At 41.1% G+C, this 25,871-nt stretch carries 26 protein-coding genes; 13 read left to right on the top strand and 13 right to left on the bottom strand.

Annotation, left to right across the window (positions count from 1 at the left end; translation table 11 throughout):
• Positions 1 to 14: 14 nt before the first annotated feature.
• The 3 genes from FQ085_RS18060 (at position 15) to FQ085_RS11520 (ending at position 2,381) form a co-directional block, all read left to right on the top strand.
• Positions 15 to 140 carry a YuiA family protein gene (locus FQ085_RS18060; RefSeq protein WP_169793156.1) on the top strand — a complete coding sequence of 42 codons (126 nt, stop codon included), beginning with the start codon at positions 15 to 17 and terminating at the stop codon, positions 138 to 140.
• A gap of 178 nt (positions 141 to 318) precedes the next feature.
• On the top strand, positions 319 to 648 hold the full coding sequence (locus tag FQ085_RS11525; RefSeq protein WP_058385856.1) for a YuiB family protein: 330 nt from the start codon (positions 319 to 321) through the stop codon (positions 646 to 648).
• A 239-nt stretch (positions 649 to 887) separates the two neighbouring features.
• The gene (locus FQ085_RS11520) at positions 888 to 2,381 is read left to right on the top strand and encodes a leucyl aminopeptidase (protein WP_149456641.1); all 1,494 of its coding nucleotides are present in this window, start codon (positions 888 to 890) and stop codon (positions 2,379 to 2,381) included.
• Positions 2,382 to 2,423: 42 nt separating this feature from the next.
• Here the strand turns inward: FQ085_RS11520 and mnhG are convergent, their stop codons facing one another.
• The 8 genes from mnhG to FQ085_RS11480 form a co-directional block, all read right to left on the bottom strand.
• Positions 2,424 to 2,831 carry a monovalent cation/H(+) antiporter subunit G gene (gene mnhG, locus FQ085_RS11515; protein WP_410477404.1) on the bottom strand — a complete coding sequence of 136 codons (408 nt, stop codon included), beginning with the start codon at positions 2,829 to 2,831 and terminating at the stop codon, positions 2,424 to 2,426.
• Positions 2,791 to 3,072: a Na(+)/H(+) antiporter subunit F1 gene (locus FQ085_RS11510; RefSeq protein ID WP_058385853.1), complete on the bottom strand. Its 282-nt coding sequence runs from the start codon at positions 3,070 to 3,072 to the stop codon at positions 2,791 to 2,793. The genes mnhG and FQ085_RS11510 overlap by 41 nt, the downstream gene beginning before the upstream one ends.
• Entirely contained in the window at positions 3,069 to 3,548 is a 480-nt protein-coding gene (locus FQ085_RS11505; RefSeq protein ID WP_058385852.1) for a Na+/H+ antiporter subunit E, read from the bottom strand. Before FQ085_RS11505 ends, FQ085_RS11510 begins: the two co-directional genes overlap by 4 nt.
• 7 nt (positions 3,549 to 3,555) lie before the next feature.
• Complete coding sequence (locus FQ085_RS11500; protein ID WP_149456640.1) at positions 3,556 to 5,037, bottom strand: Na+/H+ antiporter subunit D; 1,482 nt, start codon at positions 5,035 to 5,037, stop codon at positions 3,556 to 3,558.
• Entirely contained in the window at positions 5,030 to 5,377 is a 348-nt protein-coding gene (locus tag FQ085_RS11495; RefSeq protein WP_058385851.1) for a Na(+)/H(+) antiporter subunit C, read from the bottom strand. Before FQ085_RS11495 ends, FQ085_RS11500 begins: the two co-directional genes overlap by 8 nt.
• Entirely contained in the window at positions 5,377 to 5,799 is a 423-nt protein-coding gene (locus tag FQ085_RS11490) for a Na(+)/H(+) antiporter subunit B (protein WP_058385850.1), read from the bottom strand. The genes FQ085_RS11495 and FQ085_RS11490 overlap by 1 nt, the downstream gene beginning before the upstream one ends.
• Positions 5,786 to 8,200, bottom strand: a complete 2,415-nt coding sequence (locus FQ085_RS11485) for a Na+/H+ antiporter subunit A (RefSeq protein ID WP_149456639.1) — start codon at positions 8,198 to 8,200, stop codon at positions 5,786 to 5,788. The genes FQ085_RS11490 and FQ085_RS11485 overlap by 14 nt, the downstream gene beginning before the upstream one ends.
• Before the next feature lie 207 nt (positions 8,201 to 8,407).
• On the bottom strand, positions 8,408 to 9,640 hold the full coding sequence (locus FQ085_RS11480; protein ID WP_058385848.1) for an MFS transporter: 1,233 nt from the start codon (positions 9,638 to 9,640) through the stop codon (positions 8,408 to 8,410).
• A 184-nt stretch (positions 9,641 to 9,824) separates the two neighbouring features.
• Here FQ085_RS11480 and FQ085_RS11475 point away from each other — a divergent pair, with 184 nt between their 5' ends.
• Complete coding sequence (locus tag FQ085_RS11475; RefSeq protein WP_149456638.1) at positions 9,825 to 10,517, top strand: peptidylprolyl isomerase; 693 nt, start codon at positions 9,825 to 9,827, stop codon at positions 10,515 to 10,517.
• Positions 10,518 to 10,618: 101 nt separating this feature from the next.
• A complete protein-coding gene (locus FQ085_RS11470; RefSeq protein ID WP_058385846.1) occupies positions 10,619 to 10,879 on the top strand; it encodes a DUF1871 family protein in 261 nt (86 codons plus the stop codon).
• 49 nt (positions 10,880 to 10,928) lie between these two features.
• Here the strand turns inward: FQ085_RS11470 and FQ085_RS11465 are convergent, their stop codons facing one another.
• Together FQ085_RS11465 and FQ085_RS11460 are read right to left on the bottom strand one after the other, a co-directional pair.
• A complete protein-coding gene (locus FQ085_RS11465) occupies positions 10,929 to 11,141 on the bottom strand; it encodes a helix-turn-helix domain-containing protein (RefSeq protein WP_058385845.1) in 213 nt (70 codons plus the stop codon).
• Between the two features lie 105 nt (positions 11,142 to 11,246).
• Positions 11,247 to 12,581 carry a sodium-dependent transporter gene (locus tag FQ085_RS11460; protein ID WP_058385844.1) on the bottom strand — a complete coding sequence of 445 codons (1,335 nt, stop codon included), beginning with the start codon at positions 12,579 to 12,581 and terminating at the stop codon, positions 11,247 to 11,249.
• A gap of 151 nt (positions 12,582 to 12,732) precedes the next feature.
• Between FQ085_RS11460 and FQ085_RS11455 the strand changes: the two genes are divergently transcribed.
• Together FQ085_RS11455 and yugI are read left to right on the top strand one after the other, a co-directional pair.
• Positions 12,733 to 15,342: an RNA polymerase sigma factor gene (locus FQ085_RS11455; RefSeq protein WP_149456637.1), complete on the top strand. Its 2,610-nt coding sequence runs from the start codon at positions 12,733 to 12,735 to the stop codon at positions 15,340 to 15,342.
• 86 nt (positions 15,343 to 15,428) lie between these two features.
• On the top strand, positions 15,429 to 15,806 hold the full coding sequence (gene yugI / locus FQ085_RS11450) for a S1 domain-containing post-transcriptional regulator GSP13 (RefSeq protein WP_058385842.1): 378 nt from the start codon (positions 15,429 to 15,431) through the stop codon (positions 15,804 to 15,806).
• Positions 15,807 to 15,830: 24 nt separating this feature from the next.
• Here the strand turns inward: yugI and FQ085_RS11445 are convergent, their stop codons facing one another.
• Positions 15,831 to 17,144, bottom strand: coding sequence for a sigma 54-interacting transcriptional regulator (locus FQ085_RS11445; protein WP_058385841.1), 1,314 nt, complete (start codon positions 17,142 to 17,144; stop codon positions 15,831 to 15,833).
• A 139-nt stretch (positions 17,145 to 17,283) separates the two neighbouring features.
• Between FQ085_RS11445 and pruA the strand changes: the two genes are divergently transcribed.
• From pruA to FQ085_RS11425, 4 genes are all read left to right on the top strand, one after another.
• The gene (pruA, locus tag FQ085_RS11440; protein ID WP_149456636.1) at positions 17,284 to 18,828 is read left to right on the top strand and encodes an L-glutamate gamma-semialdehyde dehydrogenase; all 1,545 of its coding nucleotides are present in this window, start codon (positions 17,284 to 17,286) and stop codon (positions 18,826 to 18,828) included.
• Positions 18,829 to 18,903: 75 nt separating this feature from the next.
• Positions 18,904 to 20,097 carry an ornithine--oxo-acid transaminase gene (locus FQ085_RS11435; protein ID WP_058385839.1) on the top strand — a complete coding sequence of 398 codons (1,194 nt, stop codon included), beginning with the start codon at positions 18,904 to 18,906 and terminating at the stop codon, positions 20,095 to 20,097.
• A gap of 81 nt (positions 20,098 to 20,178) precedes the next feature.
• Complete coding sequence (locus FQ085_RS11430) at positions 20,179 to 21,423, top strand: Glu/Leu/Phe/Val family dehydrogenase (protein ID WP_149456635.1); 1,245 nt, start codon at positions 20,179 to 20,181, stop codon at positions 21,421 to 21,423.
• A 110-nt stretch (positions 21,424 to 21,533) separates the two neighbouring features.
• Complete coding sequence (locus FQ085_RS11425) at positions 21,534 to 22,697, top strand: iron-containing alcohol dehydrogenase (RefSeq protein WP_058385837.1); 1,164 nt, start codon at positions 21,534 to 21,536, stop codon at positions 22,695 to 22,697.
• A gap of 33 nt (positions 22,698 to 22,730) precedes the next feature.
• On the opposite strand, the gene FQ085_RS11420 is transcribed toward FQ085_RS11425, so the two are convergent.
• The gene (locus FQ085_RS11420) at positions 22,731 to 23,717 is read right to left on the bottom strand and encodes a cation diffusion facilitator family transporter (RefSeq protein WP_149456634.1); all 987 of its coding nucleotides are present in this window, start codon (positions 23,715 to 23,717) and stop codon (positions 22,731 to 22,733) included.
• 15 nt (positions 23,718 to 23,732) lie between these two features.
• Positions 23,733 to 24,461, bottom strand: coding sequence for an MgtC/SapB family protein (locus tag FQ085_RS11415; protein WP_058385835.1), 729 nt, complete (start codon positions 24,459 to 24,461; stop codon positions 23,733 to 23,735).
• Positions 24,462 to 24,566: 105 nt separating this feature from the next.
• Between FQ085_RS11415 and FQ085_RS11410 the strand changes: the two genes are divergently transcribed.
• Together FQ085_RS11410 and FQ085_RS18210 are read left to right on the top strand one after the other, a co-directional pair.
• On the top strand, positions 24,567 to 25,469 hold the full coding sequence (locus tag FQ085_RS11410) for a DMT family transporter (protein WP_078080250.1): 903 nt from the start codon (positions 24,567 to 24,569) through the stop codon (positions 25,467 to 25,469).
• Positions 25,470 to 25,663: 194 nt separating this feature from the next.
• The coding region (locus FQ085_RS18210) for a hypothetical protein (protein ID WP_223145204.1) at positions 25,664 to 25,871 on the top strand (208 nt) is incomplete at its 3' end.

Genomic DNA, 25,871 nt, shown 5'->3' with positions numbered 1-25,871 from the left:
AGGAGGTGTTTCGAATGACGATCTTCAAAAAGGCTACAAACGTTGATCAATGCTCTTATTGCTCAGGTCAAGGATATTTCCAATTACGACTGGGTGGTTCAGAAACGTGCTCCTGCTGTTCGGGTTCAGGAAAAAAATAAGCTGCACATTAAGAGCAATCGGTTGAGTCATGCCGATTGCTTTTTTTTAGAATCGGAGCTAAACGGCCGCTTCCGCATTTCGGTCATAAGTGACAAAGCGATGAACTCTGTTCTGTTGGATTGAAAGCCTTTGTTTTTTCGGGTAAACTGATGAAAGGAATAACGGAGGTTAGAGTTGATGAACAGTTCATTTACAATTGTGCAATTAATTATTTCTATGTTGCTTTTTTATGTTATGTTTTTCGGAATCGGCTTTTTGTTGAACATGCTGCTTCGCATGACTTGGTTGATGGGGATTGTTTATCCCGTCGTTATCTTGCTAGTTGTGGATGATGTCGGTATTTTTGATTATTTCACGAATCCGGGTGAATCTTTTTCGATGCTAGGAGATACCATTACTTCCATGACAGGCAGTGATCTTGCCGTCTTACTTGCTGGTTGGGCAGGAGCCATTACGTCAGGGTTCATTATGAAAATTTTGCGTAAAATGGGTTACCAAATGTTTTAATAAGAAATCGCCAATCTGGTCATCCGGATTGGCGATTTTTTGGTTGTGTTAAGTTGTTGTTTGTAAGTGAAAGACGCCTTAAAGTAATAACCATAAACGGTGATACAGCCTTTCTGTGTAATGTGTTGTCCTGGTGTATCCTAGACAATAACAGTAGCATGTTTTTCCTTCGTTACACGAACTACTCGAATTTCGAATTAAATGCTACACTGGAAGAGAACGTAAAAAGGAGGAATTACATGCAAATCAATCTACAGCAACATTCGCACGACAGTAAAGCTGATATCCTGATCGTCGGTCTAAACCGACATCCCGAAAACAGCAAAGGGTGGAGTGAATTCACTAATCGCTTTGATGGCAAATTAGAACAGTGGATCAAACTAGATCTATCATTTGATTTGAAATCATTAATTACCTATCCCACACTTTCAGGAGCGATCCCACGTGTTTTATTTGTCGGATTGAATGATCGCAAAAAGTTAACTGAAGAAGACCTTCGATCATGCTTCGGATTGGTCGGCAAAGAATTAGCCAAGAAAAAGATAAAACATGCGGCAATTTATATGGAATCGTTTGAAAATGAAAGAATCACCTCTGAAGATGTTGCCTTTTTAGCAGCAGAAGCCATTACGATGGGTGGCTATCGCTTTGATGACTACAAAACGACATCAAATGAAACGCAAGTAGAGTTAGAAACTTTGACTTTATTGGCAGAAGAAGTACAAGAAGACGTCGAAGCAGCAGCTACTGTAGGCACTATTTTCGGACAGTCTGTCAATGAAGCGCGAACGCTTGTTAATATGCCAGCAAACGTTTTGACTGCAACAGCAATGGGTGAATATGCACGTGAACTTGGAGAAGCTTATGGCTTTGAAACCGACATTTTAGAAAAAGCGGAGCTTGAAGAACTGGGCATGGGCGCGATTCTTGCGGTCAATCAAGGATCAGTAGAAGAGCCACGCCTCATTGTTTTGAAGTACAAGGCAACAGAAGGCTTTGAAGACCCACTGGCACTTGTCGGAAAAGGAATTACCTTTGATACAGGTGGCTATTCAATCAAGCCAAAAGACGGCATTGTAGGGATGAAAGGCGACATGGGTGGAGCTGCTGCAGTTCTTGGCGCCATGAAAATTATTGGTGAATTGCAGCCACAGCAAAACGTCATTGCCGTTATTGCATCAACCGACAATATGATTTCTGGTAATGCCTTTAAACCAGATGATGTGATCACTTCGATGAGTGGCAAAACCATTGAAATCCTCAACACCGATGCAGAAGGCCGTTTAGTACTAGCAGATTCTGTTAGTTATGCGAAGCAACTGGGCGCAACACGCATTGTGGATGTGGCAACATTGACTGGTGGAGTTATTGTCGCATTAGGCAAAGACAAAACTGGCGCTTTAACAAACGATGAATCATTTTTTGAGACTTTCCTTGAAGCATCGCTGGAAAGTGGAGAATTTGTTTGGCGCTTGCCATTAACAGAAAGCGATAAAAAACGCATACGAACAAGCAATGTGGCAGACTTGAATAATTCACCGGGACGCGATGGTCATATGATTTTCGGTGGGGGATTTGTTGGAGAATTTGCAGGAGACACGCCTTGGATTCATTTGGATATTGCGGGTACTTCTGATGCAGACGGAGCTCACGATCTTGGACCAAAAGGTGGTACGGGTGCCATGGTTAGAACACTGGCTATGTTAGTTGAGAAGATGGCAGACGAACGATAAATTATAAAACAAGCCTGCAGGCAAAGTGCCTGCAGGCTTGTTTTATAATTCTGTTGGTTTATGATCTCTTATTTCTTGTTTTGCTTCTTTTACTGCATCCTTCATGTCGTCACGTACCGTTTCTTCGGTAACTTTAATGCCAGACATATAGGCAGCACGTCCAATCAAATGTCCACCTACAGGAGCAGTGATAAACAAGAAAGCAATCGCGATAATCAATTGTGTATTGAAAATGCCTTCGATTAACCAAAAATGGATGAAAGCAGCGAGCAATACACAAAGGACACCCAGTGTCGAGCTCTTAGAGGCAGCGTGTGTGCGCGTGTAAACATCTGGCAAGCGAATAAGTCCCAATGCCGTTACTACGCTAAAAATGACGCCTGTGCTCATTAATACAATGATGACAATGTTAATGATGATTGTTTCGATCGAAAATCTCTCCTCTCTCAAGGAATTTCGCAAAAGCGGTAGTCCCGATAAAGGACAAAATACTTAACAGCAAAATGATTTCTAAAAAGAATTCTGTTTCGATAATCAATGACAGCAGAGCGATGATTGAAACGAGCGAGATTCCAATGGCATCAAGGGCTACTACACGATCTGCGATTGTCGGTCCTTTGACGAGCCGAAAAAGCAGTCCAGTAAATCCGATGCTGACGATAATTAGTGAAACCCAGTAAAACATTATCATGGGCGGCTCACCTCCAAAATGGCCCGTTCGAATGTATCTTTGATGGAGTTAACTGCATTGTCGATGTCATCAAAGTCGAGCGCGTGGATGTACAGCCTTTTCTGGTCGTCGGAAATGCCGACAACCAGTGTTCCGGGTGTTAACGTAATCAAAGCGGATAAGAGAGTAATTTCCCAGTCCTCCGTCAATTTTGTTTCTAGTTCAAAAATAGCGGGTTTTAAGTTCATAGACGGTTTGATAACAATCCACAAAACTTGAACGCTTGATAGAAAAAGCTCTTTAAGAAACAAGAGGAATAGCGAGATAATCGCCCATGCTCTTGCTGTATAAAGTCTGTGTGAAAAGAATCGGCGCATTAAGATGATGATGCCAAGGCCCACCAAGAAACCAATTGCAAATCCTGAAGGACTAAAGGACACGGTCATAAACATCCAAACAAAGGCTAGGAAGAAATTCAATAATATTTGTAAAGCCATAGGTTACCTACTCCTTTAATACCGCATCAATATAGATGGATGGATTCAGCAGCACTTCACCCGCGCCTGAAATGAGCGGCATGAAGAGTTCCGCACCGACCCCGAACGCCACTGTCAAGGCCACCAGGACAACTGTTGGAATGAACATTTGATTGAAAACTGATTTTTTTAGAGGAACGGTTTCAACCGGTTCTCCCCAAAAAGCGTAGACAAAAATACGCACAGCACTCAACAACACAATTAAGCTAGTTGCCAGAATAATAATACTGCCCCAAAACTGCGGGCCTTCAAATCCACCTTGAACAATCAAAAGTTTTCCTGGGAATCCACTGAGTGGCGGAATACCCGCTAACCCAAATGCAGTGACCAGATAAACCCAGCCTAAAACTGGATAAGTTTTAATCAATCCGCCCATTTGTCGCAAGTCTGTTGTGCCAAAAAGGACCGCAACAATTCCAACAAGGAAGAACAAGGCAGCTTTGATCAACATATCATGAATCAGGTAAAAAATAGAGCCATCAATACCTGGTTGATTTAACTGCGCAATTCCGAACAAAATAACACCGACAGCGATAATGATGTTATAGATAATGATTTTTTTAACATCAAAGTAAGCGAGAGCGCCAATGCATCCAGCAAGGATTGTCAGGATGGCAATAATGCCAAGTAATTCATGCGTAAAGCCGATATTCATCGTAAAGAATAAAGTATATGTACGCATGATGGCATAGACGCCAACCTTTGTCAGCAAAGCGCCGAATAATGCAAGTATCGGAATCGGAGGTGCATAGTAAGACCCCGGTAGCCAGAAGTACAAGGGGAAGATAGCGGCTTTAAATCCAAAGACAACTAGGAACAACACAGCAATAACAGTCAAAATGCCTGTTTCTTCTATTTGTGGAATCTTGACCGCCAAATCCGCCATATTCAACGTACCAGTAACAGAGTAAAGAAAAGCAACAGCTGCTACAAACAAGGCAGATGAAATGATGTTCACCAATAAGTATTTGATGGACTCGCGCAACTGTGGTTTCTCGCCGCCGTGAACGATTAATGTATAAGAAGCCATTAGCAACACTTCGACGAAAACGAATAAGTTGAAAATATCTCCAGTCGTGAAAGCACCGTTAACACCAACCATTAAAAATAACACAGCTGGATAATAGAAAGATTGTTCGCGTTTGATGCCAATAGTTGGAAAACTATAAAAAATAACAAACAATGTAATAATCGAAGACGTGACCACCAGTAAGGCAGATAACGGATCGGACACCATAGAAATACCGAATGGTGCCGGCCAACTGCCAAGTGTTACCGCTTGAACACCAGCTGTATTAACTTTTGCTACTAACACAAGAGCAGAAAGTAAAGCAGCTCCAGCTCCAACAGCAGCTAACGTGCGCTGAAGTTTCAAGTTTTTCGGGAACATCATCAGGATAGCAGCAAAAAACAACGGAATGATGATTGGAAAAAGGAGTAAATTACTCATAATCTTCAGTTCCTCTCAGCAAATCCATATTGTCGGTACCGAGTTCCTGATAAGAGCGGTAGGCGAGCACTAGGAAAAATGATGTAACAGCAAATGAAATGACAATGGCTGTCAAAATCAAAGCTTGTGGCAAGGGATCTGCATAATCGCTGACACTGACGCCATCAGCTACGACAGGAGGAGAGTTTCCTCCAAGTCCCCCCATAGTTAAAAGTAAAAGATGGGCGCCATGACTCAGCAGTCCTGTTCCGATAATGATGCGTATCAAACTCTTCGAAAGCATTAAGTAAACAGCTGCCATAAAGAGAAATCCAATGGCAACCGACATAATTATTTCCATTATTCATCCTCTCCAATCGTTTGAATAATGGTCATCGTTACACCGACAACAACCAGGTAAACCCCTGCGTCAAACAGCATTGCTGAATGTAGAGAAGTTTTACCAAAAAGCGGTAAATCAAAATAATCGTAAGCATGTGTAAAAAAAGGAACATCAAAGATGATAGAGGCAGAAGCTGTAGCAAGTGCCAACAGTAAGCCGATTGCTGTCATTGTTACATAATTGATCGGCAGTATTTTTTTCACCGTTTCAATATCAAAAGCGAGCATTAATAGCACAATTGCACTGGTAGTTAACAGCCCACCAACAAATCCGCCACCTGGTGTATAATGTCCTGCAAAGAAAATGTGGACAGCAAACATCAAAATGATGAAGGTCACTACTTTTGTGGCCGTTTGAAGCATTACATCATTTGTTCTCATGCTGATCCTCCTTTTTCGTCAAGCGTAGTTTAATCATCGTAATAATACCGATACCCGCAATACCTAATACAGCAATTTCAAACAAAGTATCAAACCCACGATAATCAACTAAAATCACATTGACGATATTTCCGCCGCCAGCTTCTTTATAAACCGTTTCTTTATAGAATTCGGAAATCGAAGGCAAAGCTTTTTGTGATAGAGAAGACAAAGCAACCAACGTTACCGTCACTCCAACACCTATTGCCACAAGTGCATTTCCAAAACGGAAGCGCATCCGTTCTTCTTTCCGACTGATCTGTGGCAGATGGTAAAACGCCAGCAAGAACAAAGCAACAGAAATTGTTTCAATAACAAGTTGTGTTAAAGCCAAATCAGGAGCACGGAAAATAACAAAGAATAACGCTACTGAATAACCGACAGCACCAAGTGCGATAATTCCTGTCAGTCTAGACTTAGAGAAAAGAATGGTAAGTGTCGAGCCGACTAATGCGATTAAAATCACGACTTCATAAAATCCAACGGGTGCAAGGTTTGTAAAATCAATAGCAAAAGCATCCGTTAAGAATAAAGTTCCAAGAACAATGAATATGACGAAACTAAACATATACACCAAATACGAACGGATAAAGCCAGTCATATAAAGTCTTGAAAAACGGTTTGCTCCCGTATCGCTCATGAACATGACACTGTCATACAGAGCATTCAACGTTAACGTATCTGGGAAAAGATCATAGCTCTTCTGCCATTTGCGCAACGTCCAGAACATCAAGAATCCAATAGCAACAATTCCAAGCGTCATAAACAGCTCAGGCGTAGGTCCGTGCCATGCTTCAACATGAATGTTAATTTCATCCGGCGATGTATAAAGAAACGGTTGCATCGCCAAAACAGCTGGCTTCACGAGCCAGTCACCGACAAGGTTCGGGATAAAGAAAATGACCACTACAAGAAGTGATAAAAAAACAGGTGAAATCAGCATGCCAATGGGTGCTTCATGAGCAGGTTTTGGCAATTGTTCCGGCTTGTGTTCGCCAGCAAATGTGTGGAAAACAAAATAGAAACTGTAGATAAATGTAAATACCGAGCCCAGCCAAGCGACAACAGGGAATAAGATGCCCCAAACGTCCATGGAAAACAAATCAAATTCCGTTAATGACAGCATGGCAGTCAAAAACATTTCCTTACTAAGGAATCCACCAAATGGAGGCAAGCCTGCCATAGAGAAAGCCCCAATCATAGCTACGGTAAAACTGATCGGCATTAGGCTCATGAGACCACCAAGTTTGCGAATGTCCCGTGTGCCGGTTTCATGATCGACGATACCAGCAATCATGAACAAACTGCCTTTAAAGACCGCGTGGTTAATCAAATGAAAAATCGCTGCGAATCCAGCATACTTAAATGTCGTCTCAGCAATGTTGTCAACATGATAACCAGCAGCCGAAGCTCCGAGTAACGACATAATCAAACCCAGTTGAGAAACGGTCGAGAATGCGAGAATCCCTTTTAAATCTTTTTGTTTCAAGGCGAAAAACGAGCCCCAGAACATGGTAAACAATCCAACGCCGGCGACTAGCCACATCCATGTACCGGATATCGCAAAAACAGGCGTCAGTCGTGCCACTAAATACAAGCCCGCTTTGACCATAGTCGCTGAGTGCAAGTACGCACTAACAGGAGTAGGCGCTTCCATCGCATCTGGAAGCCAAATGTAAAATGGAAACTGCGCAGATTTTGTAAATGCTCCGAGCAGCACAAGAACGAGCGCCCAAATAAAGAAATCATGCGTTACGAGTTCAGCTGCTTGTGGGATTAATTCGCGTATCGAATATGTATCACCCATAATACTCAGTAGCACGAAACCACCGAGCATCATCAATCCTCCGAAAACGGTAATCATCATTGATTTTAAGGCACCAAATCTTGAACGATCACGAGTATACCAATAACCAATCAGCAGGAAAGATGAAATCGAAGTTAACTCCCAAAACAGATAAAGAGTGATTAAATGATCACTTTGAACAATACCGAGCATTGCCGTCATGAACATCAATAAATAAACGTAAAAGTTATGTAATTGTTCGCGATGTTTGTCCAAGTAGAAAATAGAGTACAGCACGACTAAAGCGCCAATGCCTGTAATCAATAACGTGAACAGCAGGCTCAATCCATCGATATACGCTACAAAGGCGATATCAAGTGAAGGGATCCATTGAAATTCAGAAACTAAATTGCCTCCACTAATCGTTGTGGGAAGCAATGAGGCGTAGTAAGTGAATAAAATAACGGGAACGACTAAAACAAACCAGCCTGTGTGAATCCTTCCGAATTTCTTAAATAACAGCGGAATGAACAAGGCTGCAAGCAAAGGTACAAAGATTAAAAACACAAATGACAAATGAATCCTCCTTCCAGCATAAACGTGATGAGTTTCTAATTAGAAATTATAACGCAAATCGAGTGGATTTGCACCGCCCGTCTACTAATGGACCAAGATCAGCTTTACTTTTTGCAAACTTTAGAAATAGGAAGAAAGCCAATTAAGTTAATTTTGTGAAATCAAAAAAAGACACAAAAAAACCAGGTTTTCTAGTAGAAACCTGGTTTACGTATTTTTTAATTCTTGTTCGAGCAGGACGTCTTCAAAATCTTGCTGCGGTTTTGCTAATGTAGACCGTAGAAAGATGAATGCAAAGATAAACAACACGCCCGTTACGATGAAGACAGAAGAGATGCCAATCACACCGCTGATAATCCCACCGAACATTGGGCCGATAATGTTTCCAAGAAAGCGGAAGCTCGTATTGTAACCCATTATTTCTCCTTGAATTTCAATTGGAGCTTCCCGACGCATTAAAGCAGTTGTCGTTGGAATCATTCCGCCAACTGCCATTCCGAAGAACAACCGCAAAATGATGAGTTGCCAAAGTTCTGTGACAAAAGCTTGCGGGATGATAAAGATAAAAGACAGCAAAAGTAGAAAACCTAATACCTTCTCGTAACCGATAGAATCGCCTAGTCGTCCCCAGCGCCGAGCAAAAAGAAGGTTCCCTACGCCAGTGGCACTGAAAGTAATACCCGCTAGAAAAGCGACTTGCGTACTTCCTTCTGTTAGTTCTGCCACATACAGCGACAACAAAGGCTGAATGCTGAAATTCCCAATTTGAATCAATGCTGTGATGATCATAACGTTGAGCATTAAACGGTGATTTAAAATTCCGCTGACGATTGTTTTCGGTGCGTAAACGTGAGCACCTTTTACTTTCAGTCGTTTAACTTCATGCAAGCCAAACACGACAAACAATGCAGCGATGGTAATGACAGTAGCTGTAATCAAGAATGTATATTTAAAACCAAAAGCATCTGCCATTAAGCCGCCGAGAACTGGACCGAACAATGTGCCGGATACACTGCCCATTTGAAGCGTGCCGAGAGTTTTCCCTGCTGTCTCTTTGGAAGTTTGAGAGCTGACAAAAGCCAAGGAAGTCGGGATAAATCCAGTTACTACACCCATGAACAAACGAATCATAAACAGTTCTGAGACGGAATCAGCGGTTCCCATTAAGAAAATACTGATGGCAATACCAAAGCCGTTAATGATTAAAATAGGCTTAAAGCCGTATTTATCAGCAATGCGTCCCCAAATGGGCGACATGATCAAAGCCGCAACGAACGTAACGCCAAAGACTAGACCAGACCAACGTTGCACATATTCATCTGTGAAATTCCCGAGTGATTCAATATAAAGAGATAAGAATGGCATAATCATGGTAGTGCTACCAGCTACTAAAAAGTTAGTGAACATAATAATAAAGAAATTCTTTTTCTGAGTGTCCATAAAGAACCCTTCTTTCTGAACGAAGCATCTGTTCTCATTATATAATACTTCGTCACACGAAGAAAGAGCTAGGTTTTATTGATTAATTCAAACTGTTCTGTCTCCTGTCAGTATACGCTATTCGCTTACAAAGCGAGTTCTTTTGTTGAATGAAACTATGCTAAAATAAAGCGGGGTGAAAAAGATGAAAAAAATAATTGTGGCACCAGTTTTATTAGCGTTGTTCCTAAGTGCATGCTCAGGACAAGAAGAACAGGAAACAACAACAACAACAACCGAAAGTGCGAAAGTGGAAGTGGACGGCTATCCGCAATTATCAACAGAAGTTGCAGACAACGAAGCGCTTGTTGAAGTGACTACGTCCATGGGCGCTATGCAAATCAAACTGTTTCCGGACATTGCACCAAAAGCAGTGAAAAACTTTTTGACACATGCAGAAGAAGGCTATTACGACGGTCTGACTTTCCACCGAGTCATTGAAAATTTCATGTTGCAAACAGGAGATCCGACGGGTACAGGTGGCGGTGGTGAAAGTATTTATGGAGCGCCGTTTGAAGACGAGTTTAATGACCATCTGTTTAATATTCGGGGAGCTTTAGCGATGGCTAACGGAGGACCGGGCACGAATGGCAGCCAGTTTTTCATTGTCCAAGCACCAGAAGTAACAGCGGATATGTTTGCAACCGAATACCCGCAGGAAGTTAAAGACGCTTACCTAGAACAAGGAGGCACGCCTTGGCTTGATGGCAAACACACCGTATTCGGTCAAGTGATTGAAGGAATGGATGTAGTAGACGCCATCGCAGCAGTTGAAACCGAAGCTGAAAAGCCAGTTACAGATGTGACCATTGACTCTATTGAAATTCTTCAGCAATAAGAGAGCATCGAAAAACGGTCTAATCGGTTTTTCCTGCTTTTCTTTTTCTGTTTATGTGCTATTATAGCCCTTAACAATAGAGAAATGTCAGGTGAAAACAAATGGACACGAGTGAAATGAACAGAAGAGCGGTTGCAATCATGAAGTATTGGGATCCTTTTGCTATTGGCTCCGAATTATATGGTAAAGAAATTGGAGATGTCGTTGCTCAATTGCAGGTTTTAGACCATCCTTCAGATCTCGCAAAAACAATTCAAACTAGCTACGAATTGTCGTTTGGAAAATGGATTCCGTTAGAACAATGTGTGGACATTTCCTACAAACTGCTGGCAGTTAAATACGAAGCCAAACACATTATTTAAAACAAGAAAAGAGCTTTCAGCGGAATTCGCTGAAAGCTCTTTTCTTGTTTTAGTTCGATTCTAATCCGTCTACTAAATTAGAAGCAGGAACTTCTAATGCATTTGAAAGAATCATGATTGTTTGAGTTGATGGTACTTCTTCGCCACTTTCATAGGCTTGCAGTTTAGCAACACCAATTCTTGTTTTTAAAGCCAGTTCGTCTAATGATAGCCCGCGTTCTTCGCGAAGCGCTTTTAATTGAGCGTGTAAGTCGTTTTTCATAATCATGCACTCCTTCTCATAAGAAACTTTCTTCTATAAGTTATATACTATCATGTCGTGAAAACTTTCGATAGGACAAGTTGTGGCATTTTTCAAACAGCTGAGTCAAAAAATGGCAATAATTCCTTGAATGAAAACAACAATAATAGCGATCGGTGCGATATAGCGAACTACTACTCGCCAGATATCGACCCATAGTTTTTGTTGCGGAAGTTCGTTATGGACGTCTTCTTTTGTCAAAACATAACCTGCAAATAATGCAGTGAATAGAGCGCCTAAGGGCAATCCGATTCGGTTAGTCAAGGTATCGACGAAGTCAAAAAATGTGAAACCGAAGAAAACTTCTTGCGGCATAACGCCAAACGACAAAGCACTTGGAATTCCGACGATGAAAATCATTAAGCCAAAAATTAGCGCAACACGACGACGGCGATCATATTTGTTTTTGACGCCAATGGAAACGGTAATCTCTAGCATGGAAATAGAAGAGGTTAATGTTGCAAACAACAACAGAATAAAGAAAATGATCATTAAAAATTGTCCCATAAACAATTGATCGAAAATCGCAGGCAGAATGATAAATACTAGCCCTGGTCCTTGGTCGGGTGTATAGCCTAAAGAGAAAACAGCTGGGAAGATAATCAATCCCGCCATAATTGAGATAACGATATTCAATGACACAACACTAATAGAAGAGCGTGTCAGATTTTCTGATTTCGATAAGTAGGATGAATAAGTAATCATTCCTGCCACACCGACACTTAGTGAGAAAAAGGCTTGACCGAGTGCCACCAATGCCGTTTCAAAGTTAAAGAAAGACCAGTCTGGAACGAACATAAAGCGTACACCTTCCATCGCACCATCAAGTGTCAACGACCGAATCATGAGTACTACAAAGAAGATCAATAGAGCAGGCATCATAATTTTGCTAGCACGCTCGATGCCTCCTTTAATGCCGCCTTGTACAATCCACACCGTCAATCCCATAAAGGCAGCTTGTGCAAGCAGCACTTCCCATGGATTTGTAATAATGCCTGTGAACAGTTCTGCAAATTCGTTGTCCCCCAGATCAGACAATTGGAATAGAATAGAACGACCTAGGTAAGACAATACCCATCCGCCCACAACGCTGTAAAAAGACAAAATGAGGAACGAAAAGATAAATCCAGACCAGCCGATTAAATACCAAGGCTTGCCAGGGGCTTGTTTTTTCAATCCGGTGACCGCATCAGCCTGACCTCTGCGGCCAATGACAAATTCAGCGAGTAGAATCGGTAATCCAATTGCGATCGTACTTATAATGAACAGCAGAATAAAAACACTGCCACCATTTGCGCCAGTTTCGTATGGGAACTTCCAAATAGCTCCTAAGCCAATAGCACTTCCTGCTGCCGCTAAGATAAAGCCTAGCTTAGAGCTCCATTGATCGCGTTTTTCCAAATTCGTCACTCCTATCTCATATAGATTTCCTCATTTTACACGAGCTACACAAAAAAAAATAGCAGTATTTGAAACGTTTTGTAGGAAGAGTCGTATAATAAACAAGAATTAGTAAAAAAGTGATTATTCCAACTATACGAGGAGTGTGGCAATGACTTCCGCAAACGATCATTTTAGACAAGCTCAAAAAGGGGATACAGCCTCGCTTTATTGTTGGGTTGAGAGTGCTTTTCCTGACATGGGCCGCTTTGCTTATCAATTGGGTGTCCGCTCCCCGAAACTGCCAGAATTCCAACAAACTAGTTTGCTAGAACTGCAAAAACACCTTGGACAACTTACGCCGGAACAAGCAAAAATCCAACTTTATCAGTTACTGATTCAACGCGTTTCAATACAGCCAATTCGAGTTGAAAGCACGGATCTTCCGATGATTCTTAGTTTTCAAGAAGATCAAGAACTGCACGACGAATTACAAAAATTACTACCGCTTCAGCGAGTGCCTATCGTTTTATTTTATTTTCATCATTTTTCGCCTCGTGACATAGCGACCATACTAGAGATTTCAGAGCAACAAGTACAGCAAGCTATTGATGAGGGACTGCATACGATTCGGCTTACGATGAATTTAAATGAAACGCAATTGGTGCAAAGGTTGACCATGCTCCAGAAATCTTATCAACGTTTTGTCCCACTATCACCAATAGAACTAGATATTCAGCGGTCAGATGAAGAAACACTAAATCTGGAAAGTGTAAAAACGTCTTCCTCACCGCAGCCACTGGGCAAAAAATCAGCGATGTTTCTTGGAACTGCAGGTCTTTTTCTAGCGCTCGTCATCGGCATCAGTTTTACTGTAAACGACCAACAAGCAAAAACTTCAGGCGCAACAGAACCCGAACAATCTGAAATAGTGACTGATAAGATGATGACGGATTGGCAGTCGCAATACGACACCATTAAGAAAACAGCTCCCGAACGTTTAGGAATGACGCCGCAACAGTTTGAACAATTAGCATACGTTAAACAGGCAGACGTTGAAATGGAGCGGGTTTTCAGCGATAACATGCAAAAGTCATTAAAAGACGATCCCATTCACATGCAAGTTGTTGTCGATCGTCTTTTTAGGAAGATTGAAACACCGAGAGGAATGGTTGACTCTTTAGCTGGTCCGAACCCAATGTTGAGCACTGAAACGGAAGGTTTTTTATTGGATTATGCAGCGAAAACGGATGAATTACGTTTGTTTGTAGACAACCTGCTCCTAAAATACCAACAAGAGTTAGAGTCAACGATTGTGATGGATCAATTGTCACCCGAAAAACTGTTAGCACAAGCTAGTAGTTATCCGGAAGAATTACGTTTAGTTGTAGAGGCATTACCAGAATATAATTTAACGCCAATTGCCCACCCGAAAAATAGTTATTTTAGAACGGTTCGAAATGTCGACAATCTTACGCAACAGCAACCTGTTATGGGAGATCTGCACGCCGGGCAATATTTGCATTTACTTAGCAGTGAACCTTATTTTGATAATAGTGGTTTTTTGCTACCTCTTGAAAGCATTCCTTATCATTTGTTTGCTATGGAAGCGGCATTGCTTGAAGAGGGACCAAGTTCGGCTTTGTTAAGTAGCATCGAAATTGCTTATCAGCAAATTTTTTGGCAATTAGTTAAGGGCAGCGACAATTCGCCGGTCTTTGATGAGCAAGGAAAAGTAAAAATGGATTACCGAATTGCCTGGAATAGTATCGCTTCTTCTAATCCGATGGCGTTTATCATGCTGCCCATTTTAAAAGAAATGGAAGCGAGCGATTGGACCACTTCGACAAGTTATGATGAATTAGAGTTTCATCATGTGATGGACGCGTTAGCGATGGAAAAGTCAGGCGAATTGGCCAACAAATTACCCAATGGCAACTTAAAGCTTGAAGACGAATTTGTTGATATGAAAGATTTTGATTACAGTCGCATCCAATCTTTGTATGAATCATTTGAAGCGTCCTATGATTTACAGCTTTTATCCGGTGTATCGCCGTTGGATGTCTTGTTTATGTATCACTATGCCAACAAACAAGAAGATGCAACCACGCAATGGCACCTGTTAGCGGACAGTCCGTCAAAGCCAACATTTGAAACATTCATTAAAGAGTGGAGGAAAATTCCTGAGCTGACGAAAACCGCGAGATGGGTTGAACTTTCTAATAGTTCATATACACAAAGAGTAAAAGACAAGGTTTATATATATCCGGGAATTGACATGTATGAGTTTGATGAACAATTGGATCTACTGTTGGTTACAGAAAAAGATCAAATTTGGCAAATCGACTATCGCCAATATGAAAGTTACGATTTGCTAGGAGAAGACCAACAATTCAATCAAGCCGTTGAGTCTTTGTATGCATCGTTTGCTACTGATTTCCAAGCACAACTTCTAACGGAGGCTAAGCCATCCGAAGTTGCAGCCATGTTTTTCAAGGCTGTTGAAAATGAAGACGTTCCAATGATGAAAAAATTGATGATAGAAACCCATTTGACTGATGAAGAGTTTGTCGATTTATTAGCATTGAAAAATTTCCGGCCATTTTCTGAATTGGCACAATTGACATTTAGGAGCCATTTTACTCCAAATCATCCACTGGGACGTGGAGGGACAGTGGAAATACAATACTATACAACGGCACAGGAAAATCTGTTTCCTGAAATGTTTAACATGGATAAAACCAAAGATGGCTGGCGAATGTCGAATATAAATGAATACTGATTTTGCTCCCAGCATATAGTTGTGCTATAATATACAGATGCCAATAGGTGTACAGGACAATTAGATATGACTAGGAGCGGGTAAACATGACAAAAACATACCAAACAGGCGATAAGGTTTCAGGTAAAGTTACAGGAATCCAGCCATACGGCGCATTCGTAGCTTTAGACGATCAAACACAAGGTTTGGTCCACATTTCAGAAATCACTCACGGTTACGTAAAAGAAGTTAGTGAGTATTTGGCAGTAGGACAAGAAGTTGACGTGAAAGTATTGGAAGTTGATGAAAAATCTAAAAAAATCAGCTTGTCAATCCGTGCACTTCAAGAGCAGCCAGTAGCAGCTCAAAAAACTGAAAAACCAAAACAATCTCTTCAGTCACATGTGAACGAAAGTGATTCTGAAGGATTTAACTCTTTGAAAGAAAAAATGGAAGAGTGGATCAAGCGTTCTGGTCAACAGTAATAAACAAAAAACGAAGCACAGACATCATGTCTGTGCTTCGTTTTTTTTGATTTTACGTAGACGGTACTGCAAGTTTTGACGGCTCATGCCAAGAGCGGCAGCGGCTTTTGTCACATTGCCACTATGTAAATCCATCGCTTTTTGCAAATAATACATTTCCGCTTCAAACAAATAATCCTCAAGTGGCAGCAACTCTGTGGTGGATTGAACAATAAAATCTTCAGGATTTTGTGCGCCGTTCAAATTGGTCTTTAGTTTAAAGTGATAAGGCAGCATGTCTACAGTTATAATTTCTTGTGTTGTTAGCATCGACGTTATTTCATCGAGCAGCACTTCAAGTTCTTTTAAATTTCCTGGCCAGTCATAAGCATGAAGCAAATCAGTCACTTCTAAATCCAATCCGCGAACAACCGAACCTACTTTCATTCGGTGACGAGAAAAATAATCGTCAACAAACGGCAAAATGTCCTCTTTCCGTGAACGCAGCGGTTCTACTTTAATGGTCATCGACGAAAAGAAATAATATAAATCCTTCAGCAACTTGTGTGAAGTAATCAATTCAACCGGATCTTCACCAACACTCGCAATAAAATAGGTATTTCCTCGTGAACGTTCTTCAGCCATGGTCAATAACTGCTCTTGCAAAGACAAAGGCAACAAATCAATTCGTTCACAGTAAATCGTTCCATCGCCCATTTGTTTAATATCTTCGCCTAATTGATCGATGATGGTACCATCTGTTCCGTGGCAGTACAGCGTATACATCTGTCTAACCGAAGACTGTGCCCAGTGAATAGCCTCGGCAATTAGTTCCTTACCAGTCCCTGATTCTCCTACAAGAAGAACAGGTAATTTAGCGGTAGCGGCTTTTTCGGCAGTATCAATCACTTTTCTCATACTCTTAGAAACAGCAGTAATTGCCGAGAAGGTAATAGGCTCATCGTATTTTCTTAAAGGTTGATAAATTACTTTTTCAAGTGTAGTGACGTCACGTGATAATTCGATTGCCCCAATTAATGCATCTCCCTCAACTACCGGGTAAGTATCATTTATCGTCGTAATTTCTTGCCCTTTTCGGTTCCAATACGTTTGTTTGACGTTGAAAACAGGCGTGCCACTTTGCAAAACTTGGAGTAACGTACTCTCATGTTGATCAAAACGAAACATTTCAAGCAGTGAACGATCGGCAAGTTCTTCGAAATCGAATCCTTCAATTTCACGCATCTTTTTATTATATAAAATAGTTTTACCTTTCATATCTATGGCATGAATCCCAATAGCCACGTGCTCTCCAGCAAATTTATAGAACGGGGATAAGTCGATGTTTTCAGTCTTCAAAACGCTCACTCCAAAATTATTTTGATTTTTTAAACGAAAACACTTGAATTATGCAACAATCTTTTGCATTATTATAAGTGGAAACAGTTTGAAAGTGCAAATTTTTTTTGCGCTTACTTAAAACTCAAGGAGGATTTACATGATTCCCTACAAACACGAACCATTCACAGATTTCTCAGTTGACCAAAATCGCAAAGACTACCTAGAGGGCTTGAAAACAGTTGAAGCTTATCTTGGACAAGACTATCCGTTAATTATTGGTGGAGAACGCATCACTACTGAAGATAAAATTATTTCATTCAACCCTTCAAACAAAGAAGAATCGATTGGTCGAGTATCAAAATCAAACAAAGAACTAGCTGAGAAAGCGATGCAAGCAGCTGACGAAGCATTTAAAACGTGGAAAAAAGTAAAACCAGAAATTCGCGCTGACGTTTTGATGAGAGCAGCTGCAATTGTGCGTCGTCGCAAACACGAATTCTCAGCACTTTTGACTAAAGAAGCAGGTAAGCCTTGGAACGAAGCAGATGCTGATACAGCTGAAGCAATTGATTTCATGGAATACTATGCGCGCCAAATGCTACGTCTGAAAGACGGCATGCATGTAGAAAGCCGTCCGGGCGAAGACAACCGTTATGACTACATTCCTTTAGGTGTAGGCGTTGTAATCTCACCTTGGAACTTTGCTTTTGCAATTATGGCTGGAACGGCTGTTGCAGCGATGGTAGCAGGTAACACAGTACTATTGAAGCCAGCTTCAACAACTCCAGTGGTTGCTTACAAATTCATTGAAGTTCTTGAAGAAGCAGGCATGCCGGCTGGTGTTGTTAACTTTATTCCTGGACCAGGATCTGAAGTTGGCGACTACTTAGTTGATCACCCGAACACTCGCTTTATCTCGTTCACAGGTTCAAAAGAAGTGGGTCTTCGCATTGCAGAACGTTCTGCTAAAGTGAACGAAGGACAAATTTGGATGAAACGCTTGATCGCTGAAATGGGCGGTAAAAACACAATGGTCGTAGATAAAGAAGCAGACCTTGAACTTGCAGCACAATCAATTGTAAAATCAGCATTCGGCTTTAGTGGACAAAAATGTTCTGCTGGATCACGTGCAGTCATCGTTGAAGATGTGTACGATACAGTAATTGAACGCGTTATCGAATTGACAAAAGAATTGACGATTGGTGACCCAACTGATCAATCAAACTATATGGGCCCAGTTATCGACGGCAACTCGTACGATAAAATCATGAGCTATATTGAAATTGGGAAACAAGAGGGACGTCTTGTAGCTGGTGGAGACGGAGACAATTCTAAAGGTTTCTTCGTAAACCCAACTGTCTTTGCTGATCTTGATCCACAAGCACGTATCATGCAAGAAGAAATCTTTGGTCCAGTGGTGGGTCTAACGAAAGCAAAAGATTTTGATCATGCAATTGAAATTGCAAACAACACAGAATACGGCTTGACTGGTGCAGTAATTACAAACAACCGTGCTAACCTTGAAAAAGCGCGTGAAGATTTCCACGTAGGTAACTTATACTTTAACCGCGGCTGCACAGGCGCAATCGTAGGATATCAGTCATTCGGTGGATTCAACATGTCTGGAACTGATTCAAAAGCAGGCGGACCTGATTACATCGGTCTTCATATGCAAGCAAAAACTACTTCTGAAATGTATTAATCTATAACCAAAGGGTATGATCATTCATTAAAAGGCGGACGACTGTCTGCCTTTTTTTAAAAAGGAGGAAATTACATGACACAGACACAAACAATCATTGAACAAACAGAAAAATACGGGGCTAATAACTACCATCCGCTACCAATCGTTATTACAGAAGCAGAAGGTGTTTGGGTAAAAGATCCAGAAGGCAATAAATTCATGGATATGCTGTCAGCTTATTCAGCTGTAAACCAAGGGCACCGTCACCCGAAAATTATTCAAGCATTAAAAGATCAAGCGGACCGTGTTACATTGACTTCACGCGCATTCCACAATGATAAATTAGCTCCTTGGTATGAAATGATTTGCGATATTTCTGGTAAGGAAATGGCGTTGCCGATGAACACTGGTGCGGAAGCAGTTGAGACCGCTTTCAAAGCTGCGCGTCGTTGGGCGTATGATGTAAAAGGCGTTGCAGAAAATCAAGCAGAAGTTATTGCATGTGACGGAAACTTCCATGGCCGCACAATGACAGCTGTTTCATTATCTTCGGATCCTGAATACCGTAAAGGCTTCGGACCAATGCTTCCGGGTATCAACTTAATTCCTTTTGGTGATTTAGAAGCATTGAAAAATGCCATTACACCAAATACAGCTGCTTTCTTAATCGAACCCATTCAAGGTGAAGCTGGAATTATCATGCCACCAAAAGGCTTCTTAAAAGCTGCGAGAGAACTTTGTCGTGAAAATAATGTGTTGTTCATTGCTGACGAAATTCAGTGTGGACTTGCTCGTACAGGTAAAATGTTTGCTTGCGAATGGGAAGATGTAAACCCGGACATGTACATTTTAGGTAAAGCACTTGGGGGCGGAGTATTCCCAATTTCATGTGTGGTAGCTGACAAAGACATTCTTGGTGTATTCAATCCAGGATCACACGGTTCTACTTTTGGTGGGAATCCGCTTGCGTGTGCAGTTTCAGTAGCTTCTTTAGAAGTATTGCTTGATGAAAAACTTTCTGAGCGCTCTCAAGAACTAGGTGAATATTTCATGGGCAAATTGCGTGAAATCAAACACCCCTCTGTTAAAGAAGTTAGAGGTCGCGGATTGTTCATCGGTATGGAATTGACTGAAGCAGCAAGACCATATTGTGAACAACTAAAAGAGTTAGGTCTTTTATGCAAAGAAACACATGATACGGTTATCCGTTTTGCACCGCCACTAATTATTTCAAAAGAAGAATTGGATTGGGCGATCGAACGCATTCAAAAAGTATTCGCTAATTAATTTCTGCATGGCACACAAATCTTGACATGTGTTACACTAGAATATGAGTAAATATTAAATATAAAGAGGCGAACTAATACAATGGCTGAAAACTTGAACTTGTTGACGTCTACACAGAATGTTATTAAAACTGCATTAGATAAGCTTGGCTACGAAGATGCGATGTACGAACTTCTAAAAGAACCAATGCGGCTTTTAGAAGTACGCATTCCAGTGCGTATGGATGACGGCAAAACAAAAGTCTTTACAGGTTACCGCGCTCAACACAGTGATGCAGTTGGACCGACAAAAGGTGGAGTCCGTTTTCATCCGGATGTAAATCGTGATGAAGTAATTGCTTTATCAATGTGGATGACATTAAAATGTGGAATTGTGGAATTGCCTTATGGCGGAGCGAAGGGTGGCATCATTTGCGACCCACGTGAAATGTCCATGCACGAGATTGAGAAATTGAGTCGTGGATACGTTCGCGCGATTAGTCAAATTGTTGGGCCGAACAAAGATATTCCAGCGCCAGATGTATTCACCAACTCACAGATTATGGCTTGGATGTACGACGAATACAGCAAAATCGATGAGTACAACTCCCCTGGTTTTATTACAGGTAAGCCAATTGTTCTTGGTGGATCTCAAGGTCGGGACAAAGCGACGGCACAAGGAGTTACTATCTGTATTAACGAAGCTGCGAAAAAACGCGGCCTAAATATGCAAGGGGCACGTGTTGTCATTCAAGGTTTTGGTAATGCAGGAAGTTTCTTAGCGAAATTCCTTCACGACGCTGGAGCAAAAGTAATCGGAATTTCAGATGCTTACGGTGCCTTGCATGATCCGGATGGCTTGGATATTGATTATTTATTGGACCGTCGTGATAGTTTCGGTACGGTTACAACTTTATTTGATAACACCATCACAAACAAAGAGTTGTTTGAATTAGATTGTGATATTTTGGTACCGGCAGCGATTGCTAATCAAATTACGGTAGATAATGCGAATAACATTAAAGCTTCTATTGTGGTTGAAGCAGCAAATGGTCCTACGACTGCTGAAGCTACTAAAATCTTGACAGAACGCGGAATCCTTTTGGTGCCTGACGTTTTAGCAAGTTCTGGTGGAGTTACGGTTTCTTACTTTGAATGGGTGCAAAATAACCAAGGTTATTATTGGACACAAGAAGAAGTGGACGAAAAGCTTAACAAAAAGCTAATTGATGCATTTGAAAATGTTTATAATGTCGCTACTACGCGTAATATCGATATGCGTTTAGCTGCTTACATGGTCGGCGCTCGTAGAACTGCTGAAGCTTCACGCTTCCGTGGATGGGTATAAGATATGAAAAAACCGCCTGGAATCCTTTCCAGGCGGTTTTTTAGTCTCAATCTTTTGCTTTTTTCTATAAGAGACTACATACTATTATTTGAATAGAGGAGGATGATTGGATGAATGCATTTTCATTTTATAACCCAGTAAAACTTATTTTTGGTCAAGGCCAACTCGAAGCAGTTAAAGAAGAGTTACCTAAATTCGGTAAAAAAGTTCTGCTTGTATATGGTGGAGGCAGTATTAAAAAGAACGGACTTTACGATGATGTGATTAAAACTTTAGCTGAAGCGAACCTTGAAGTTTTTGAACTAGCGGGAGTCGAGCCAAATCCACGTATTTCGACTGCTAAAAAAGGAATCGAAATTTGCAAAACAGAAGGCATCGATATGCTATTAGCAGTTGGAGGCGGTTCAGTTATTGACTGCACGAAACTGATTGCTTGCGGCGCTAAATACGACGGCGATGCATGGGATTTAGTATCTCGCAAAGCACAGCCACAAGAAGCGCTGCCATTTGGTACAGTTTTGACAATTGCTGCTACTGGTTCAGAGATGAACGCAGGTTCAGTTATTACGAATGAAGAAACACAAGAAAAATACGGCTGGGGAAGCCCGTTGTCATTCCCGCAATTTTCGATCCTAGATCCGACTTACACATTGTCAGTGCCGGAAAACCATACGGTCTACGGAATTGTTGATATGATGTCTCATATTTTCGAGCAATACTTTAACGATGCGACGAGCACACCGGTTCAAGATCGTATGTGTGAAGGTGTATTAAAAGCGGTAATTGAAACTGCGCCAAAATTAATGGAAGATCTTCAAAGCTATGAGCACCGCGAAACAATCATGTTCGCAGGAACAATGGCATTGAACAAATTCCTTGAAATGGGCTATAGAGGAGACTGGGGTTCGCATAACATTGAACATGCAGTGTCTGCAGTTTATGACATTCCACATGCTGGTGGATTGGCAATTTTATTCCCGCAATGGATGCGCCATAACGTAAAAGTAAATCCAGCTCGCTTTGCTCAAATGGCAGTTCGTGTCTTTGACGTAGATTCAGCAGGTAAGTCTGAGGAAGAAATCGCTTATGAAGGAATCGATCGCGTATCTGCATTCTGGACTTCATTAGGAGCACCAACTCGTTTGGACTACTACGACATCGATGATTCAAAAATTGATGCAATGGTAGAGAAAGCGATGGTCTATGGAGAATTCGGTAACTTTGCAAAATTAAAAGGTGAAGATGTGAAAGAAATTTTGCAAGCATCACTATAAGAAAAAGGATTGGCGCTGAGCGCCAATCCTTTTTTAATTTGGATTAAGTTTTTCTGGTCGTTTACTTAAATGCTTCCAATGTGTTTCACCATCATCTGCATCGAGAGAAACAATGACGTCGTCAACACTTGGTTGGCTGAGGATAAGCTCGGCTAAACGCTCTTGTAAAGCATCGGCCTGTATCACGTTTAAATTTGGATCAACTTCAATTTTAGTTTCAACATGAAGAAATTCTCCTTCTTTAACAACTTCTAACTCTTGAATGTCTCGAACATCTGGATGATCACTCAACAAGTGTGCAATATGATTTACCATATGTTCGTCCGTTTCACCAATGGCGCCACGTGCGTTATCCATGAAAACTTTTGCGACAACATAGAACATCATAAAGCCAATCGCAATAGACGCAGCACCTTCGACTTGAAGAAAGCCAGTGTAATGCGCGATTAATACAGCGGTTAAGGCAAGGACCCCACCTGCAGTTGCAACCAAATCTTCTAAAAACACTAATTTAGTTGCAGGCTTCGCTCGATTCAAGTGAGAAAAACTTGTAGTCAGCGGGGCTAGAGCTCCACCTTTAACACCTGCTTCGTGAAGGATTTCTTTTCCTGCTTTATAAAGAACAAAAAATTCAAGAATGATTGCGATGGATAATACCACAACACTGATGATGAATCCTTCTGCTTCGACTGGTTTTGTCATTTGATGCCAGCCTTCGATAATAGTTTCATATGCCATGATTCCAACAATCAAGACGGCACCTAAGAGAACGATGTTCAATAGACGCCCGAAACCATTTGGAAATTGCTTGGTCGGCGCCTTCTTAGAGAGTGCAGAGCCAATAAAAACGAAATACTGGTTCGCTGCGTCTCCGATAGAGTGCATTGTTTCAGCGAACATGGCGACATTCCCTGTGAAGAAAAACGCGACACCTTTCATAATTGCGATAAACGTATTAATGACTGCTGCCGTCAAAGACGGCTTATTGCCATTTTTCAATAATCCGAAAAACTCTTTCATAAAAATCCTCCTCAATCAAATTAATTCGATTTCAACATGCACAACATTTTTCATGTCTGATATTTCTTGGTACAAATCAATGGTGTCTTTGTCGTGAGGGACAGACATACGAATCCGGAGTTCATGAAAGAAAGAAGAACCTACTTCATCTGAGTAGGCGATTGAAATGCTTTCGATCACGGACCCATTTATTTTTAATTCATTTAGCACCTCCCGTATGGATGTTCGATCAGTGACAACTACCTTTAAATTTGCTTCAACCATCTTCAAACGTTTTGGTCCAAACTTAAAAAGTAGGTGAGGCAAAACTTCTATTCCAATCAGGACGAGTAAGACCGCAGTTACGGCTTCGATATAAAAGCCAGCAGCAACTGCAATCCCAATTCCTCCAGCTCCCCAAATCATGGCCGCAGTCGTAAGTCCTGAAATAGAATCGTTGCCACGTTTTAAAATTACGCCAGCCCCTAAAAAACCAATGCCTGAAACAATCTGTGCGGCAAGACGCAAAGGATCCATTGTAATATTAACATTAGCATACTCGCTACCTTGTGCAATATAGGCAGATTCAATCGAGATGATGGTTAGTAAACAACTGAACGTAGAGATAACGATGCTCGTTTTTAATCCGACAGGCTTTCTTTTTAATTCCCTTTCCAGTCCGATTGCTAAACTTAAGAGAGCGGCTATGACAAGTTTAAAGAAAGTTTCATATGAAGAAATTTGCATTGCGCTGAAAAACTCCATAAAAAAACCTCCATTTTTTTGTCTTGTATTGATTCTCCTTAGCGAACGTGGCAAACTTGTTAAGTGTGTCGTCGGTGAAGTTAATATAGAAGAAGAGGTGTAGGTATGGAAAAACCGGCTATTCATCCATATATCCCTATTATGATAGGAGTATTCTCAGTAGCGTTATCGGCTATTTTTGTTAAGATGACATCTGCCGATTCAGGAGTGACAGCTTTTTACCGGATGTTGTTTTCGGTGTTGATCATGAGCCCAGTCTTCTTTTTAAAATATACCCATGAAATCAAAAAGCTAAGCAAAAGAGATTGGGTTTTTGCGTCAATTGCGGGTGTGTTTTTATCTTTTCACTTTATTTTATGGTTTGAATCGCTTAATTATACGTCAGTGGCAAGCTCGACTGTCCTTGTAACCTTGCAACCGCTGTTCGCTTTTGCTGGTACATACTTCTTCTTTAAAGAGAAAGTATCTATTAAGACGCTTATTGCGGGAGCTATTGCAATTGCGGGAAGTGTTTTAATTGGCTACGGTGATTTCAAAGTGAGTGGAAGTGCTCTTTACGGAGATTTGCTGGCTTTAATAGCTTGTGCTTTAATTACGGCATATTTATTATTTGGTCAAGATGTTAGAAAGAGGTTATCACTGGTCACGTATACGTTTGTGGTTTACGGAGTTAGCACAATAACATTATTCTTCTATATTGTATTCAAAGGAGAATCTTTTGGTCCTTACCCAGCTTCTGAGTGGATGTGGTTTTTATTGTTAGCGATTATTCCGAATCTGTTAGGCCATACATTATTTAACTGGGCTTTAAAGTGGGTAAGCACGAATGTTATATCAATTGCTATTCTTTTTGAGCCGATAGGAGCAGCTATACTAGCGTATTTCATACTCGGAGAATATTTAAGTGTATCTCAAATTGTTGGTGGAAGTGTAGTGTTGGCGGGGATAACGCTATTCGTTGCAGACTATCAAAAAATTAAAATGTACTTTTTAAAAATAAAGGCTTGATTTTTTGCTCGTGGCGGTTTATATTTATATATGTCCTTAAGACAACTCGTAAAAATATTTTGAAATAGTATTGACAACGAAGTTGGGATGAGGTATATTAATTAAGTCGCCAATGAGCGCGGCTAAAAAAACAACAACTTGAACCTTGAAAACTGAACAGCAAAACGTCAACGAAAGACGTCACGAGCACCTTGGTGCGAGAACGGCTTTTGCGAAGGTTGCCTTATGGCAATCAGAGCAAAGTTGTTTTCCTTCTCGGTGTTCGTGACTACAACTTACTGATCAGCATTACGCAGATCAAAGCGAATCGTGCGTCTTCGGACGGCGATACGCCAGCAGTATTGAGCAATCAACACTACTCTATAATGGAGAGTTTGATCCTGGCTCAGGACGAACGCTGGC

It is taken from the genome of Planococcus sp. ANT_H30 (assembly GCF_008369335.1).
GTDB classification, from domain to species: Bacteria; Bacillota; Bacilli; order Bacillales_A; family Planococcaceae; genus Planococcus; species Planococcus kocurii.
The sequence above is the reverse complement of the archived record's forward strand: the minus strand, read 5'-3'. Positions and strand labels throughout refer to the sequence as shown.